The organism is Corynebacterium sp. LK26 (genome assembly GCF_014335085.1).
GTDB lineage: Bacteria > Actinomycetota > Actinomycetes > Mycobacteriales > Mycobacteriaceae > Corynebacterium > Corynebacterium jeikeium_D.
In genome coordinates, this window is sequence record NZ_PDHB01000013.1 from 1 (window position 1) to 16,356 (window position 16,356).

Sequence of the window (16,356 nt, forward strand, 5' to 3'; positions counted from 1 at the left end):
CCTGTCGGGGCTGGGTGTCGGGCAGTTCTCTGTCACTTATGGCCACGCTGTCGGAAGTCCCGGTCAACATATGGATGAGCTATTCACTTATGGCCACGCTGCTGCGTATCGATAGGTGAATAGGGCATCGATAAGACAACGCAACACCGACAGCGGGACAACGCAACACCGACAGCAGAACAACGCAACGCCGACAGTGGGACAACGCAACACCGACAGCCGAAAATCACAGGTCGCGGAGTATTCACATCTGTAACTCCAGCCCCATGCTTCACAGGAGTTACACGCGTATGTAAAGTGGGCTTTGTTTTTAAGTCATAAGCGTCGATAGGGCTGGTCTCGGGGAAGGGCCTGCGCTATGGGCGCTTTTGGCATTTTTCTGTAAAACCTTCCAGAAAACCCCACAAGCTGGGGTGATTTCTCTGAGAAAAATATTCTACGATAGAGCCATGTCAGAGGTGCTCTTTGTCAGTAGTTCAAACATGGGACTCTCACGCGTACTAGAAGGGCTGCTGCGGCAAGCTGCCCCGGGCCTGACAGTTTTGTCAGCAGGTATCAGCATCGATGATGATGACCGCGGTCTGGATGAAGACGCGCGGCGTGCACTCTGTGAGGTGGGGGCACGGTGTGATGGGGATCCTCATCAGCTCACGCCATCTCTCGCAGACAGTGCGGATGTGGTCATTGTCGTGGGGAAAATCGACGTTTCGGACTACATTGCGCCAGATGTAGAGACTGAGCGCTGGGAATATGATGACCCAGCTGACCGCGGCATTTATGGTTATCCCCGCTACGCGCAATTGCGGGATTTCTTCACTCGGCGCGTCAATACGCTGGCGGAACGGTTTGCTGCCTAAATAGTCGCTGACTTCATAAAAGGTGGGGCGCGGGAACCGTCGTAAAGCATGTGCTGAAGCCGACACACTTTTGTTTTCGGACAATAATACCCGCGTCCGTCCGGTCAGCACCTAATGTAAGTAGTTATGTCTATTGGTCCCTCGCTGCGACGCACCCTGTACAAGCTTGCTGAGAAAGAGATGTCCCCGGCTAAGGCAAAGTTCTTGCTGAACATTTGGCCGCCGCTGTTTGGCACCGGCATCCGTATCACCGAGATTGCGGATGACTGGTCGGCAGGTCGGCTGGAGCTGCGCCTGAACGCTCTGACTGCGAATATGCACGGCGCGGCATTCGGCGGTGCGCTGTTTTCGATGACGGATGTGCTGTTTGGCACGCTGGTTATGCAGCGCCTGGACGTCAAGAAGTACGAGGCATGGACCCGAACTGGGTCGTTTGAATTTATCCGCCCAGGTAAGAACGGTGCGTACCTCGAGGTAGAGGTGCCGGATGAGATGGTCGAAAAGCTTAAGGCCGAAACCGAAGGCGGCTATTCGACGGTCGTTCCATACACCTCTGTAATCCGAAACCGCGATGGTTCCCTGGTTGGTATCGGCCAGCAGGAGCTCTACGTGCGCCGTCGTGGCCGCAAGAAGCCGCCGGCCAACCCGAATCAGCAGGATCGTGTTGCCGGTGAGAACCTCATCTCTGCTGCTCGCACTCTTGCTCGGCTGGGGATGCGCGGGGTGGAAAACCGCGATGTGCTCGTCCAGCAGGAACGCACCGCACGACGCTGCATTTCGCCAGAGTCGCGTGCAGTCGCATGGCTCCACGGCGTCCTTGAGTACGGCGATGTCACTGTCGACGACTACCGCGTCGCAGGGCTTCCCGACGTCGTCATCGAGGCCCTCACCTCCGATAACCCTTCGCCGGCCGCGCAGCAGCTGCTTGCGGATGTCGTCACCGCGCGCGAGTCGCTGACCAAGTTCTAGGTCAAAGCTCTACGCCAATAGCCGAGTGATCAGATCGATCACTTCGGGGTCTGTTTGCTGCTTCCAATGCGCAACAGACCTGCCCTCCAGCTCGGATTCGAGCAAAACAGTTCGACTGTCCGGCAGGAAGCTCTGCGCGGTATCGGACCACGGAATGACCAGACTGTCATGGTGGCTGATGACATTAATCCAGTCAGGTGCAGCTGTCTTGCGCCCGCGGAGGTGTGGGGCAGTGTTGGCGGCAGGAAGGTCATATTTTCCTGCCGCTACCGCAATTTGATCGGCTAAAGCCTGTCCCATTAGCCAGCGGGCAGGAGCCCCATTCCGCCGGCCCAGAATGCGGGAGATTCCAGTCAGATTTACGCCGCCGACAGAGCCCGAGACACTGATGGCACGTCGAAATGAAATGCGCTCGTCCTCATGACCCGCTAGGCGTGTAAATAACAGGAAAGCCAATAGCCCACCCTGAGAGTGAGCCACAATGTCGACCGTGTCCGAGTTCGTTTCAGCGCAAACTCCGTTGATGTAGGCCTCGACTTCGGCGACAGAATCCGCAAGGGCAGCAGTGCCGCGGTTCCCGTAGGCCGGTACATAGACGCGGCGGCCGAGGGAGCGGAGCCCGTCGGCAAGCGGTGCCCACGCGCCGGGACTATCGAGCGTGCCATGTAATGCGATAACCGGAACGGGGTCGCTGAGGTTCCCCGCTGCCAGACTCGGATTTGGCAGGGACGGACGTGCGGCTGTCGGCGGGAAAATCCGTGTTAGGAGCGGTCTATTCCGCATGCTCGGTTGGGTCAAAATCCTCGCCTACCAGCCTGAATAGAGCCTCGCGAGTAAGAGTGCGGGGACGCCAATCGTGTGCCATCTGCTCATGCAAAACGATGGCTTGAGGGAACGTGTCCTGCACATAGAGATTGGTGACCATGCCTGTGTCACCGTCATCCAAGAAACAGGACTGCGGCGGGGAAATGAGCTGGTCATACTTAGTGGCAATACAGGTATAAGTAACGCCGGGACCGAGAATATCGTGAGAATTGGAGTTCAAAACCATCTTTGAGCCCGTGAGCTGTTCCAAGCCGGAAACGCCCCAGTAGCTCTGAACAAAGTTGCTCATCAGCGACCTCGTGCCGGGAATCTTAGTGATGCCGGAAGCGATGCCGCCCAGGTTGGTGCCGTGATTGGGGGCGGCAAGACAGACAACATGCTTGATGTACTTGGAAATGCGTAGAGAAAGCAGGGTGGCGATTAAGCCGCCTTGCGAGTGCCCCACGATAACGGCGTGCTTTGCGTCAGTGGCGTGCAGGACAGCCTTGATGTAAGGCACGAGCATGTCGATGGACTGATTGATGGGGTCTGTTGCACGGTGCCCAAAGTCTGGCGCGAAGACAGCCCAGCCATCTTCCCGCAACTGACCGCCAAGGGTCTCCCAAATGCCCTTGACCTGGCCTGTTCCGTGCAGGAGGATGACCGGCCACGGCCGAGACTTGGATACTTCGGCTCCCCAGTTATCTTCGAAAACACCGCGCAGCGGACGGAAGATGGCATAGGGAAGCGATGCTGATCCTTCAGCTACAGCCGGTTTATGCGCCTCCGGTTCCTGCGCTTCAGGGGCAGGGACTACCGGAAGTTGTTCTTCCCGAAAATCCTCGTTTGAAGCGGCGATTAGCGCACCAACTTTCCGTCTTCGTCAGTCCCGAGGGCCTTCCGTAGCTTGGCGGCGGCCTCATCCATGGACTCTGCGGAAGGATTGCGATTCACCGACTGCAGGTTGTACCCGGACATATCGTGGGCAGGGAAGATATGAATGTGGGTGTGCGGAACTTCGAAGCCGGCGATGAGGTAGCCAGCACGCGGAGCGTCAAAAGCGGAGACAACAGCCTGACCAACCTTCTGGGCAACCTCATTGAGGTGAGCCCACAGCTCAGGCGAGGCGTCCGTCCACTTGTCCACCTCTTCAACAGGGACGACCAGAGTGTGACCAGGCGCAATTGGCTCGATGGTCAAAAATGCGACGACCTTGTCATCGCGGTAGACAAAACGACCGGGGAGTTCACCGTTGATGATCTTGGTAAATACTGTGCTCATGTGCCAAGGGTAACCCGAATAGCGGATTGAGGGGTTGGGTGCGATGAGAGTTATCCGGGCTGCTTAGTAAGATGATTGCTATGCGCATCCTCGTAATTGGCTCCGGTGCCCGTGAGCACGCCCTGTTGTACGCAATGAGTAAGGACCCGCAGGCTACTGATCTTCACGTAGCCCCTGGTAATGCGGGTATGAGTGAAATTGCAACCATGCATCCACTGGTCGTGGATGACCCCGCTGGCGCTGTTGCGCTGGCCAAGGAAATTGGGGCCGATTTGGTTGTTATTGGCCCGGAGGTTCCGCTGGTCGCGGGTGTGGCAGACGCGCTGCGCGACGCTGGTTTCGCAGTCTTCGGCCCGAATGCTGATGCAGCTCGGATTGAGGGGTCCAAGGCTTTCGCTAAGGACGTCATGAAGGCGGCTGGGGTAAAGACCGCCTCGGCAGAGGCCATCCAACCGGAGGCTTCCGACGAAGACATCGAGGCCGCCATTGACCGCTTTGGCCCGAACTGGGTCGTGAAGGATGACGGTCTGGCTGCTGGCAAGGGAGTCGTGGTCACTAAGGACCGCGCTGAGGCTCTCGAACACGCAAAGGCGGTGCTGGCAGCCGGTAACCCGGTGCTGCTGGAGTCCTTCCTGGATGGCCCGGAAGTTTCCCTGTTCTGCCTGGTCGACGGCGAAATCGTCGTCCCGCTGTTGCCGGCTCAGGACCACAAGCGCGTCGGTAATAACGACGAGGGGCCGAACACCGGTGGCATGGGTGCTTACAGCCCGCTGTCCTGGCTGCCGGAAGGCGCAACTGAGCGCATTGTCACCGAGGTCTGCGAGCCGGTCGCTCGTGAGATGGCCGCTCGCGGTTGCCCGTTCCAGGGTCTGCTGTACGCGGGTCTGGCCTGGGGCGAGGACGGCCCGGCTGTCATTGAGTTCAACTGCCGTTTCGGTGACCCGGAGACCCAGGCCGTGCTGGCGCTGCTGGAGTCCCCGGTGGCGCAGCTGCTCAACGCCGCTGCTACCGGAACATTGGCGGACTTCGGTCCGCTGTCTTGGCGTGATGGTTACGCTCTGACTGTTGTGCTGGCCGCTGAAGGCTACCCGGTGTCGACGCGCACGGGTGATGTCATTGAAGGTGCAGAGCCTGGCCGTGAGGCAGATGGCATTCTCCACGCAGGTACTGCCCGCAATGCTGCGGGTGAGCTGGTCTCCGCTGGTGGCCGTGTGCTCAACGTCATCGGCGTTGGTGACACGCTGGAAGAGGCCCGCGACAAGGCGTACGAGACCATCAAGACCATTAAGCTCGAGGGCTCGCACTACCGCACCGACATTGCACTACCTGCAGTTGAGGGCCGTATTTCCATCTAAATAATGCTTGAGGTGGTCCGGCTGCACTCGGATGCCTCACTGGTGCACCCACCCGGGATGAACTGGATTTCCCGGGTGGCCTCGGCGGCTGCAAAGATGAAGGTATGCACGCCGAATCTCCGCAGTCGCCAAAGTCGTCGCAGTCACCGCAGCCGTTAAACTCCTCGCAGTCACCGCAGGCATCCCAGCCCCAGCGCGACCTAGCATCCCGCCGTTGTGAGGTCGCACCCTTCCATGTGATGGATGTTCTCGCGCTCGCACAGGAGCGTCAGCGCACTCACGGTGACGCTCTATTCCTCTGCGTGGGACAGCCCGCGACCGCGGCCCCGGCTGCCGCGATTGCCCGTGCGCGTGCTGATTTAGAAAATCAGGTTCTGGGCTACACAGCGGCCGTCGGCACGCCTGAGCTGCGTGCAACCATCGCCGCCTGGCATCGTGAAAACTACGGCACGGCCACGGAAGCCGCTGATGTTGTCATCACTACCGGTTCTTCCGGCGGTTTCGTAGCGCTCTTCCTCGCAGCCCTCGATGTTGGCGACGACATCGTGCTCGCGCGCCCGGGCTATCCCGCATACCGCAATACGCTGCAGGCGCTCGGCGCCAACATTGTCGAGATTGACTGTGGTCCTGAGACTCGTTTCCAACTCACCGCCCAACACCTGGAGGCACTTCCGCGCGTGCCCAAGGCCGTGATTGTCACCAGCCCGGACAACCCCACTGGCACCATTATCGATGCCGACGAGCTGCGTGCCATTGCGAAGTGGTGTGAGCAGCACGATTGCCTGCTCATTTCCGACGAGATTTATCACGGCATTACTTATGGCCGACAGTGTGCGTCTGCACGCGAGTTCTCCGACGCGGCGGTCGTGGTCGGCAGTGTCAGTAAGTACTTCTCGATGACCGGCTGGCGCGTTGGCTGGCTAATCGTTCCCAAGTGGCTGCGTGCGCCGCTTGATCGCCTCGAAGCCAACCTCACTGTCTGTCCACCGGCAATTTCGCAGGCAGCGGCGGTGGAAGCGTTCAGCCCCGAGTCCATTGCCGAGCTCAATTCGCACGTGACGCGTTACGCACGCAACCGCGACGTTTTGCTCGAGGGGCTGCCCCGCGTCGGTCTCGGTAATATCGCCCCACCCGACGGCGGTTTCTATATCTACGCCAATATCGCAGGGCTTTACGACGACCCGAACTCCGTCGACTCCATGACTTGGGCTCGGGAACTGTTGGCCGCAACGGGCGTGGCCGTTGCCCCTGGAATCGACTTCGACACAGAGAACGGCCATCAGTGGGTTCGCCTCTGCTTCGCCGGTGAGACGTCCGAGATGGAAGAGGCTGTTCGGCGTATTGGGGTGTTCACTGATCGTCGTTAAAACGGCTTTTAGTGGCGCTCGCGGTGTGATTTACCTCACCCTTTTAGGGGTGTTTTTCAGTCGGGCGAGATAGGGTGCTCGACGGGCGAATCGCTGCTTTAAACCCTCTACCGACGGTCGCTGGTAGAGCCGATGTTGGGGGCATTCCTGGAAGGGGCCGTTGGGGCTCTGTTTTCTTGATCGCCGGTTTGCTGTAAAGGCGGAAAAACTGCCTCAGATTGAGGGTTCTGTGGCTGCGGTCACATCAAGTGAGGCTGGGGTTGGGTCGATAGTGGGGTGGGGTGGCCTTCGCGGCAGCATCTTTGACAGCCGGCAGCTCTGTCGGTGGTCTATTTCCGCTGGCAGGGGCCCCTTTTTCTTTAATTGTCGATGGGGTTGACCTCTGAGGAACTGGCGGCTATCCCTGCGTGGGGTGACGATTGAGCGCGGTGTGTAACCCACATTCAATGTTGACTGCAAGCGCTTTTAGTGGGGATAGTTTATGTCTGACCAAAAGAGACTTCCGCGCCCTGTTTTTGGTTGTGTAAAAGCGTGATTTTTGAAGCCGTTGTCGGGAGCGGTGAAGCGAGGCTTGGGGTGGCGCTGAGGGGCGCTGTTTGTGGTGCAGCGATTGAGCTAAAAAACGTCCAAAAGTTAACAAAAGGTTAACTAAAAATAAAGTTTAGTGCTTGCCAGGCCTTGTGTTGTGGTCTACGGTTGCAAGTCATAAGTTCCAATCGGTTCGATGAAACATTGTTTCAACTGCGGAATCGCAAAGAATCGATTGGAGAAGTCCAACAATAAAGATCAAAGAGATCTTAAGAGAGGTGACCTCTGATGAACGCATTCAACGAGATTATGGATACTGTGTCCCCGATTTTCCGGGACGGCAAGGAATCTAAGCAGGATGCGCTGGCATCGCTGCTTGCCGAAGCCATCGTGGAGGCGAACCCGAACCAGGGCATCGCCGCCGACGACCGCCGCGCTGCCTAACAAGAATTAGCTTTGGTCCGATTCCTGCTAGGCAGCTAGTGGGAAAGCAATCCCTACTGGTTATCCCTACTGGTTCAGGAACTCCCGGACCTGTTCCATATCCTTATCGCCGCGACCCGACAGGTTCACGAGCAACAGCAAAGGCTCATCGCCTTCGTGAACCGGCAGCCCGAGCTCGCTACCAGCGGCAGGGTCGGTGTCACGGAGTCGCGCAATTTTAATGGCCTGCGCCAGCGCATGCGAGGATTCCATCGCCGGAATAATGCCCTCCATGCGGCTGAGCAGCTGGAACGCTTCCAGCGCCTCCTCGTCGGTAATCCCGACATAGCTGGCGCGGCCATTCTCCTTCAGCATGCCGTGCTCCGGGCCAACAGACGGGTAATCCAAGCCCGCCGAGATGGAGTGCGATGGCAACACCTCGCCGTCGTCGGAAAGCATGACAAATGAGCGCATGCCGTGAAGGACGCCAGTCTTGCCCGCATTGATGGGCGCGCCGTGACGATCGGTGTCGAGTCCCTCACCTGCGGGCTCGACGCCAATGAGGGCGACATCGGAGTCGTCAATGTAGTTAGCAAATGCGCCGATGGCGTTGGAGCCGCCACCGACGGCTGCGATCACAGCGTCGGGAAGCTTGCCGTAACGCTCGACCATCTGACTGCGTGATTCCTCCGAGATGACCTGCTGGAATTCACGCACGATAGTGGGGAATGGGTGCGGACCGGCGGCGGTGCCCAGCAGGTAGAAAGTGGAGTCGAGAGTCTTGCTCCACTCGACCAGTGCCTCGTCAATAGCATCCTTCAAACCGGCCTCGCCGGTGGTGACGGGAACGACCTTCGCGCCCATGAGCTCCATGCGCTCGACATTGGGGTGCTGGCGGGCGACATCGTGTGCGCCCATGTAAATCTCGCACTCAAGTCCCAGCAGTGCTGCGGCCATCGCGGTGGCCGTGCCGTGCTGGCCTGCACCTGTCTCAGCAATGAGGCGGGTTTTTCCCATGCGCTTTGCCAGCAGCGCCTGGCCGACCACATTGTTGCCCTTGTGCGCGCCGCCGTGGTTCAAGTCCTCGCGTTTCAGCACAATCGTCGTGTTCGGCGTGGATAGACGACGGCATTCGAACAGCGGGGTCGCGCGGCCGAGGAAATCGCGACGCAGTTCTTCCAGCTCGCGCTGGAACTCCGGATTGCTCATCGCCTCGATGTAAGCCGCTTCCAGTTCATCGAGAGCTGGCAGCAGGAACTCTGGCACTTCCTGTCCGCCGAAGCGACCGAAAAATGCAGGTAAGAGGGTTTCGCGCACCTCGCCCGCGCCGTTAACGCTTGCCGACGGCACCCTAGTTGCAGTCGGTGCTGAAGCCTTGGCGATGGCATCCGCGCTGGGGTTGTAATCAGTCATTGAGGGGGCCTTTCGTTGCTGTTGTTTATTTCAGCGGGCCCTGGTTCTCTTCGTCGAGCCGACAAAAGAAAAGAGCCCGCCAGTTTTATCTTCTTGCGAGCTCGTACTTGACGGGTTTGCCGTCGACATTAATGAGATGACGTGACGTTGCTCGCGGACTTAAGCGAGCCACCACCACTGTGCGCCGCACGGCGCGGGTGTGTTCATCAGGGGTGTCATCATGAATCTGACCATAACTCAAGGTTTCCGCAGTAGCCAAAGCGGGTGGGGTGTGGGGGCGGGGATTGGGCGCGAAATGTGTACGGGATATCGCAACTGTGCCTGGGGTGTAGGGTAGTTCCCCTATTAGTCGGGTACGCGTAAGGGGCAGAATTCTCGGATCCCCTCGACACCGCTGGCCACGAGGACTAACGTTCCGATGGTGATTACGCTGTCGCGGCAGACCACTAAATCACGTCGGGGAGTTCGTCCCACGACGTTGGTGGTGTGGTGCTATGTCGCCCTCATAACCGTTGGCACGGTTTTGTTAATGCTGCCGATCTCGGCAGCCAATAGCCACCCCACGGGGCACTGTGCCCCGAGCCCTGGGAATCTGTGCCTGCCCACGGCGCTGTCTGATGCTCTGTTCACAGCCACCTCGGCAACAAGCCTGACCGGCCTGATCACCGTAGATACGGCTACCCATTGGTCAACCTTCGGCAAGGTTGTCATCATGCTGTTGATTCAGCTGGGTGGCCTTGGGTTCATGACCTTGGCTTCACTTTTTGGCCTCTTCGTTGCGGGAAGACTCGGCCTTAACCGCCGTGCCGGTGCGCGCGTTGAGGGCCGCGGTATGGACATGGGCGAGATCTCATGGGTTGTCCGTGCTGCCGTTAGCTTCACGCTGTTGGTGGAGTTTGTTGTGGCAGTGGCACTTATGCTGCGGTTCCACCTAGGTTATGGGTACGGCTGGGGGAGAGCTGCGTGGGAGGGCTTGTTCCATGCCATCTCAAGCTTCAACAATGCCGGTTTTGCTCTGTATACGGACAACGTCATTGGGTTCCACAGTGATGCCTGGATACTTTTGCCGCTGGCCTTCTCTCTTATCGTTGGTGGTCTGGGTTTTTCTGTTCTGCTCGAGGCTTGGCGGCACCTGAAAGCGTGGCTTAGTGTCTGCACGCGAGGGCAGTTACCTAAACGCTGGTCTCTGACTACTCGCTTCACTATCAAAGGCACCATCCTGCTGATTGCTTTGGGCACAATAATGGTGGCATTTGGTGAGTGGTCCAATGCCATGTCTGGTTTCACTACAGGGGAGAAGATACTCAACTCATTCTTCGCTAGTGTGAGCCCGCGTACCGCGGGGTTCAACGCGCTCGATTACGCGGACTTCCACCCATCGACACTGCTGGGCACTGACTTCCTCATGTTCATTGGCGGCGGCACCGGTGGTACTGCAGGTGGCGTGAAAATCACGACGTCGGCAGTCATTCTCGCCGCCGTTCTCGCGGAGATTCGCGGTGACACCTCCGTGTCCGTGGCTCGGCGGCGCCTCAATCCAAAGGTGCTGCGTCAGGCCCTCGTCGTTCTTGCATTCGGTATTGGCCAGGTTTTTCTGGCAGTAATCGCCGTCAGTTTCCTAGCGCCACAGTTTTCTACTGACCAAATCCTTTTTGAAGTAGTCAGTGCCTTCGCCACGGTAGGCCTTTCCACAGGTATCACCGCTGACCTGCCGGTGGCAGCACAGGCAATCTTCATCGTGCTGATGTTCGCCGGACGTGTTGGCCCAATCGCCTTGGCGACGGCCTTGGCCGCCCGCCCACGCCAGCGCATCTACGAATATCCAGAAGAAAGGCCCTTCATTGGCTAACTCGAAATTCAATCCGTTTGCTGGTTTTGCAGAGCATTTCGCCGACCAAGTCAGCTCTTCTCCTGTTGTAATCCTTGGCATGGGGCGTTTCGGACAGGCGCTCGGCGAGGAGCTGGTCGCTGGCGGTATCGAGGTTCTCTGCGTAGACCATCGCGAAAAGGTGGTTCAGGAGCTGTCCTCGACCTTCGACCACGTGGTCACCGCCGACACCACCATGCCGGAAGTACTGAAGCAGCTCGGCGTCGATGAAGCCGAACGTGTGGTCATTGCAATCGGCAGTGATATCGAGGCGTCGTTGCTGACCGCGTCCGCACTGGTGGACATGGATGTGCCGCTGATTTGGGCAAAGGCCGATAACCAGGCCCACGCCAAGATTCTGGGCCAGATCGGTGTTCACCACGTCATTCGCCCGGAGGCCGACACTGGCCGTCGTATTGCGCACCTAATCGGCGGCAAGGTCCAGGACTTCCTGGAGTTCGATCGCGACTACGCAGTCGGTAAGGTCGCGCCGCCGATCCATTGCCTGGATAAGACCGTGGCGGAGATTAACCAGAGCGCACCGATTACGGTCGTCGCCGTACAAAAGCGCGGTCAGCGCTTCCGCCCCGCGCTTGCCGACGACCGCATTACCGCAGGTGACCTGTTGATTGTCTCGGGTGCCATTCGGCAGTTGGAGACGTTCGCCGGGGAGTAGGAGCTGATTGCTACTTGTCGCCGTGGCTGTCGATTCCGTCGACGCCTGTGACCGTGGTCAGCAAAAACACGGAATCCGCTAGAGCCTTCACTCCGTGCTTGACGTGGGTGAGCACTTTGAGATTGCCCTCGGAAATCGTGGTTTTATCGGCACCGGTGATTTCAACTTCGCCAACAAGCACAAGCATCGAGGCTGCGGGCGGCGAGTTATGGGCGGAAAGCTCAGTTCCTTCAGTCAGTGCGATGAGAGTCTGGCGCAGCGGACCGTCGTGGACAACAATTTCCGCAGCGCGGCCATTGCTATTCGCTTTAGCTTGAGTCAGAAGGTCGTCTTGTTGTGAATTAATATTCACAGCGTCCTAGCTCCTTGGTGAAACCACAGCGCGCAGAGCACGCGCTGCCTCTTCCGGATTTGCTGCCTCGGTTAGTGCGCGAACCACCACAATGCGCTCCGCGCCAGCGGCGATAACTTCGCCGGCGGTCTCGGCGTTGATACCGCCGATTGCCCACCATGGCTTTACCGGGTCACTTGCGCCGCGGTCGTGCGGGCGCACAATATCGGCCACGGAATCCTGGTGGGACTCCGCTGAACCCTGTGCACGCACCCTCCGCACGAGTGCCGCAGCTTCACGGACCATCTCGACTCCGACGGGTTGACGGTCGGGCTTCGTCGGGGTGGCATACACCGGGCCGATTACCGCGTAATCGATGCCATCGTCGGCAAGCGAGGCGGCGAACATGTCCAGATTTCGGTTGGAGCGGCCGATGAGAACCTCGGGGCCAACGATCTGGCGGGCCTGCTCGGTGCTGAGGTCTTCCTGGCCCACATGCAGGATGTCTGCGCCGGTCAGTGCGGCAATGTCGGCGCGGTCATTGACGGCGAAGAGCTTGCCGTGTTCAGTGGCGACCTCGGCGAGGGTCTCCACGGCGGCGATCTCGTCGCGGGTGTCGACTTTCTTGTCGCGCAGCTGGATGATGTCGGTGCCGCCTTCGTAACAGGCGTGCAGGAACTCGCGCAGATCACCACGGGATGCGCGCGAGTCGGTGCAGAGGTACAGGCGGGCGTCGGCAAGCAGGGCGCGTCGTGTTGTGCGAGTGGCGGCTGATGAGGCGTTCATGTCCCCATGTTAGGCGAGGTTGGGGATGCGGTGTCGTGGCGGTGAGTCCGAAGTCATATGATGGGGGAGTACCACGTTCCGCGGGAGCCGTACTCGGTATCGATGAGATGCCGCTGGCTGAGAGGGCGAGTAACGCCGACCGCTTTTACCTGATGCGGGTTATGCCGCCGGAGGGAGGAATGGCAGTGAATGCTGCCGCTATGGGTGCCGCCTCGACAAGTGAGGGCGGCACAGGGAATACGTCGTCAAGCGTTGTTATCGCAGGCGCGGGCATTATCGGCTTGGCGACGGCATGGAGACTACTCCGCCAGGGATTCGATGTGACCGTCCTCGATGCCGAGCCCGTTTCCGGCGCAACCTTCGCCGCGGCTGGCATGCTGGCGCCGGTTGCCGAAGTCGTGTGGGATCAGCCGACGCTGTATCCGCTGATGGTGGAATCGGGCAAGCTCTACCGCGACTTTGCCCAGGCCATCGCCGAGGAATCGGGCCACGATGTTGGCTATATCGAGAATTCCACGTTTGTTTGTGCGGGCGATGCCGCTGACCGGCAGACACTCAGCGAGCTCGTTGAGCTGCAGCATGACATGGGCATGGAGATCAACCGCATCACCGCCACCGAGGCGCGCCGGGCAGAACCGGCACTGGGGCCGGGCTGTGTTGGTGCGGTGGATATTCCGGGAGATCACCAGGTCAATCCGCGTCTGCTCGCCGAAGCGTTGCTGACCATTCTGGGAGACCGCGTCATCCGCACCCGCGCGGAAGAGGTTATTTACGCTTCCGATGCCGACCCCCGCCAAGCCATTGGGCTGCGCGGCACGGACGGAAATGACTACCTCGCCGATGAGGTCGTTCTGGCTGCGGGGCTGAACACCGCCGATATGGCCGGTCTGCCGGAGAATCTGAATCTGCCGCTGCGCCCGGTCTATGGAGATGTGCTGCGTCTGCGTGTACCGGAGCGCCTGCAGCCACTGGTCACTCGCACTATTCGCGGTGTGGTTCAGGGGCGTCCGGTTTATATCGTCCCGCGTGCCGACGGCACCGTCGTGCTCGGCGCAACCTCGCGTGAAGATGACCTGACCGGCGTCTCCGCCGAAGGAGTCCACCAGCTACTCCGCGACGCATACCGCCTGGTGCCCGGCATTCTCGACTGCGAAATCTACGAGATGACCGCCCGCGCCCGGCCTGGTTCCCCAGACGATGTCCCCATGATTGGTCGCGTGGCTCCAGGACTGACCGTGTCCACCGGCTACTTCCGTCACGGCATTCTGCTTACGGCCATCGGCTCCAAGCTCACGGCCGATGTCGTCGCAGGTCGGGAAACTGACAACGACCCGGCGCTTCTTTCCGCCGTCAATCCATTCCGCTTCAGCGATTAGAGGAGGCTCGCTTATGTCCACCACAACACTCAATGGCGAAGGCTACACACCGGCTGCGGGGGAGATGGTCGCAGATCTCGTCGCAAAGCACACGGGGCACGCGCTTAACGACGACGGCACTGCCGCGGACGGCACCCGCCTGGGAATCGCGGTAGCCGTGGATGGTGCGGTAATCCCGCGAGCCAAGTGGGCGAGCACGCCCGTGACAGGTGCAATCGACATCGTGACAGCAGTTCAGGGAGGCTAGAGATGACCGCGAATTCCGCACAAGCAAACATGTCCGCGCAGGAAAATGAAACTGGGGCGGCGAGCGGACTTACACGCGAACCGCTGCGCATTGGCGGGCTGGAGTTGAACTCCCGTCTGATTATGGGAACTGGCGGTGCGACCAGCATGGATACGCTGGAGCGCGCGCTGGTGGCTTCGGGCACCGAGCTGACTACGGTGGCGATGCGCCGCTTTACGCCCGGCACGAAGCAGAACGTTTTTGAGATTCTGCAGCGCAACAATATTGCGGCGCTGCCGAATACTGCGGGGTGCTATACCGCTCGTGACGCGGTGCTGACTGCGCAGTTGGCCCGCGAGGCGCTGGAGACCAATCTGCTAAAGCTCGAGGTCATCGCCGACGAGGACACGCTGCTGCCGGACCCGGTCGAGCTGGTTGCGGCAGCGGAGCAGTTGGTAGCTGACGACTTCGTCGTTTTCGCCTACACCAACGACGATCCGGCGCTGGCCAAGCGGCTGGAAGATCTGGGCTGTGCAGCTGTCATGCCGGCGGGCTCGCCGATTGGCACTGGTCTGGGCATTCTTAACCCACACAACATCGAGCTGATTGTGGACCGCGCGAATGTGCCCATCATCCTGGATGCGGGCATCGGTACCGCGTCTGAGGCAGCTCAGGCGATGGAGCTTGGCTGCGATGCAGTGCTGTTGGCATCCGCAGTGACCCGTGCACATGATCCGGTGGGCATGGCCACGGCGATGCGCTTCGGCGTTGAGGCAGGACTGACTGCTCGCGAGTCCGGCCGCATTCCACGGCGTCGACTAGCCCAGGCGAGCTCGTCGTTTGAGGGCATCATCACTGAGCGCGTCAGCGGCGCACGCGAGCAGGATTCTCTGTAATGGCTGAGCAGGGGGTCAATCTTTCGGACCGCGACCTGCGCCGGTACGCCCGGCACCTAACACTTCCGGGCTTTGGTGCCGAGGGGCAGCGAACTTTGCGAGCCTCCCGCGTCCTCGTCATCGGAGCTGGTGGCTTGGGATCGCCTGCGCTGTTGTACCTGGCCGGGGCAGGGGTCGGGCACATCACCATCATTGACGATGACGTGGTCGACGAGTCCAATCTTCAGCGCCAGGTCATTCACCGTGAGTCCGACATTGGTCGCCCGAAGGCCGAATCTGCCGCGGATGCCGTGCGGCGCCTTGACTCCGAGGCATCGGTGACCGCAATCGTCGGCAGGTTAAGCGTCGACAATGCTGAGGAGCTCTTCGCCACTCACGATGTAGTGCTCGACGGCGCGGACAACTTCGCCACGCGCTACCTGTCCTCCGATGCCGCGGAGCTGACCGGAACGCCACTGGTCTGGGCCACAATCCTGCAGTTCGCAGGACAACTATCCGTCTTCTGGCCTGGCCACGGCCCCATGCTTCGCGATCTCTACCCCGACATCCCCGACCCCGGCTCCGTGCCGTCGTGCGCCGCAGGCGGTGTCCTCGGCGCAATGGTCGGACAAATCGGCTCCATGATGGTCGTCGAAGCTATCAAGGTGCTCACCGGTGTCGGCAAGGTCGCCGTCGGCAAACTCGTGCTTATCGACGCCCTGGAGGCAACCACCCGCACACTGTCCTTTGCGGCCGACCCGGAGCGCGAACCCGTTTCCGACTTGACCGAAATTGCGCAGGTGTGCGCAGCTTCGTGGACCGAGGATGAGGAGGCCCCGGCGCAGAGCGTGCGCAGCATTGGTCCCAACACGGCGCACGAGCTTCTTGCCGAGGGGGTGCCTCTCATCGATGTACGCGAACCCGAAGAGCACGCGGAGGTCGCCATTGCCGAATCTGTGCTTGTGCCACTCGGCGACATTCGCAGCCGTGGGTGGGCTGCGATTCGCGAAGCGTGGGCTGAGCGGAACCTCCAGTCGAACTACCCACGAGTTCTGATTCACTGCCACTCGGGTGCCCGCTCGCAACAGGCAATTGAGCTGTTGGCCAGCGAGATCGAGGCTGATGGCGCCATACCGGAGCTCATCAATCTGGACGGGGGCATTGTGGCCTGGCAGGCTGCAGGGCAGGAGACCGTCGTAAAGCGTGGCGGAACGCACTAATT

Annotated in this window: 17 protein-coding genes and 1 riboswitch; of the genes, 11 read left to right on the plus strand and 6 right to left on the minus strand. The window is 59.9% G+C overall.

Annotated elements, in window-relative coordinates:
• The first annotated feature begins 482 nt into the window (after window positions 1-482).
• Window positions 483-857 (plus strand): hypothetical protein, encoded by a 375-nt coding sequence (locus CRD13_RS07890; RefSeq protein WP_141698013.1) that lies wholly within the window; start codon window positions 483-485, stop codon window positions 855-857.
• A 126-nt stretch (window positions 858-983) separates the two neighbouring features.
• Window positions 984-1,826, plus strand: coding sequence for a PaaI family thioesterase (locus tag CRD13_RS07895; RefSeq protein WP_187401501.1), 843 nt, complete (start codon window positions 984-986; stop codon window positions 1,824-1,826).
• 9 nt (window positions 1,827-1,835) lie between these two features.
• Here CRD13_RS07895 and CRD13_RS07900 read toward each other — a convergent pair whose 3' ends face one another.
• From CRD13_RS07900 to CRD13_RS07910, 3 genes are all read right to left on the minus strand, one after another.
• Window positions 1,836-2,609, minus strand: a complete 774-nt coding sequence (locus tag CRD13_RS07900) for an alpha/beta fold hydrolase (RefSeq protein WP_076772748.1) — start codon at window positions 2,607-2,609, stop codon at window positions 1,836-1,838.
• Window positions 2,599-3,366: an esterase/lipase family protein gene (locus CRD13_RS07905; protein ID WP_370549716.1), complete on the minus strand. Its 768-nt coding sequence runs from the start codon at window positions 3,364-3,366 to the stop codon at window positions 2,599-2,601. The genes CRD13_RS07900 and CRD13_RS07905 overlap by 11 nt, the downstream gene beginning before the upstream one ends.
• 122 nt (window positions 3,367-3,488) lie before the next feature.
• On the minus strand, window positions 3,489-3,911 hold the full coding sequence (locus CRD13_RS07910) for an HIT family protein (protein WP_187401502.1): 423 nt from the start codon (window positions 3,909-3,911) through the stop codon (window positions 3,489-3,491).
• A gap of 80 nt (window positions 3,912-3,991) precedes the next feature.
• Here CRD13_RS07910 and purD point away from each other — a divergent pair, with 80 nt between their 5' ends.
• From purD to CRD13_RS07925, 3 genes are all read left to right on the plus strand, one after another.
• Window positions 3,992-5,266: a phosphoribosylamine--glycine ligase gene (purD, locus tag CRD13_RS07915; protein WP_049172166.1), complete on the plus strand. Its 1,275-nt coding sequence runs from the start codon at window positions 3,992-3,994 to the stop codon at window positions 5,264-5,266.
• A gap of 239 nt (window positions 5,267-5,505) precedes the next feature.
• Window positions 5,506-6,633: an aminotransferase class I/II-fold pyridoxal phosphate-dependent enzyme gene (locus tag CRD13_RS07920; protein WP_049172167.1), complete on the plus strand. Its 1,128-nt coding sequence runs from the start codon at window positions 5,506-5,508 to the stop codon at window positions 6,631-6,633.
• Window positions 6,634-7,449: 816 nt separating this feature from the next.
• Window positions 7,450-7,605 (plus strand): hypothetical protein, encoded by a 156-nt coding sequence (locus tag CRD13_RS07925; protein ID WP_016421428.1) that lies wholly within the window; start codon window positions 7,450-7,452, stop codon window positions 7,603-7,605.
• 66 nt (window positions 7,606-7,671) lie between these two features.
• On the opposite strand, the gene trpB is transcribed toward CRD13_RS07925, so the two are convergent.
• Window positions 7,672-8,997 (minus strand): tryptophan synthase subunit beta, encoded by a 1,326-nt coding sequence (gene trpB / locus CRD13_RS07930; RefSeq protein ID WP_101739082.1) that lies wholly within the window; start codon window positions 8,995-8,997, stop codon window positions 7,672-7,674.
• Between the two features lie 418 nt (window positions 8,998-9,415).
• Between trpB and CRD13_RS07935 the strand changes: the two genes are divergently transcribed.
• A complete protein-coding gene (locus tag CRD13_RS07935; protein WP_070560513.1) occupies window positions 9,416-10,846 on the plus strand; it encodes a TrkH family potassium uptake protein in 1,431 nt (476 codons plus the stop codon).
• On the plus strand, window positions 10,839-11,540 hold the full coding sequence (locus tag CRD13_RS07940) for a TrkA family potassium uptake protein (protein ID WP_016421425.1): 702 nt from the start codon (window positions 10,839-10,841) through the stop codon (window positions 11,538-11,540). Before CRD13_RS07935 ends, CRD13_RS07940 begins: the two co-directional genes overlap by 8 nt.
• 10 nt (window positions 11,541-11,550) lie before the next feature.
• Here the strand turns inward: CRD13_RS07940 and CRD13_RS07945 are convergent, their stop codons facing one another.
• Together CRD13_RS07945 and CRD13_RS07950 are read right to left on the minus strand one after the other, a co-directional pair.
• Window positions 11,551-11,892, minus strand: coding sequence for a cupin (locus CRD13_RS07945; protein WP_049189687.1), 342 nt, complete (start codon window positions 11,890-11,892; stop codon window positions 11,551-11,553).
• Between the two features lie 6 nt (window positions 11,893-11,898).
• Window positions 11,899-12,657 carry a thiamine phosphate synthase gene (locus CRD13_RS07950; protein WP_187401503.1) on the minus strand — a complete coding sequence of 253 codons (759 nt, stop codon included), beginning with the start codon at window positions 12,655-12,657 and terminating at the stop codon, window positions 11,899-11,901.
• A gap of 70 nt (window positions 12,658-12,727) precedes the next feature.
• Window positions 12,728-12,850: riboswitch (TPP riboswitch) on the plus strand.
• Between the two features lie 7 nt (window positions 12,851-12,857).
• Here CRD13_RS07950 and thiO point away from each other — a divergent pair.
• From thiO to CRD13_RS07970, 4 genes are read left to right on the plus strand one after another with little or no spacing between them, the layout of a single operon-like run.
• Window positions 12,858-14,033, plus strand: coding sequence for a glycine oxidase ThiO (gene thiO / locus CRD13_RS07955; RefSeq protein WP_070854097.1), 1,176 nt, complete (start codon window positions 12,858-12,860; stop codon window positions 14,031-14,033).
• A gap of 13 nt (window positions 14,034-14,046) precedes the next feature.
• Window positions 14,047-14,280 carry a sulfur carrier protein ThiS gene (gene thiS, locus CRD13_RS07960; RefSeq protein WP_049172154.1) on the plus strand — a complete coding sequence of 78 codons (234 nt, stop codon included), beginning with the start codon at window positions 14,047-14,049 and terminating at the stop codon, window positions 14,278-14,280.
• A gap of 29 nt (window positions 14,281-14,309) precedes the next feature.
• A complete protein-coding gene (locus tag CRD13_RS07965) occupies window positions 14,310-15,155 on the plus strand; it encodes a thiazole synthase (RefSeq protein ID WP_049172170.1) in 846 nt (281 codons plus the stop codon).
• Window positions 15,155-16,354: a ThiF family adenylyltransferase gene (locus tag CRD13_RS07970; protein ID WP_070653383.1), complete on the plus strand. Its 1,200-nt coding sequence runs from the start codon at window positions 15,155-15,157 to the stop codon at window positions 16,352-16,354. The genes CRD13_RS07965 and CRD13_RS07970 overlap by 1 nt, the downstream gene beginning before the upstream one ends.
• Window positions 16,355-16,356: the final 2 nt, after the last annotated feature.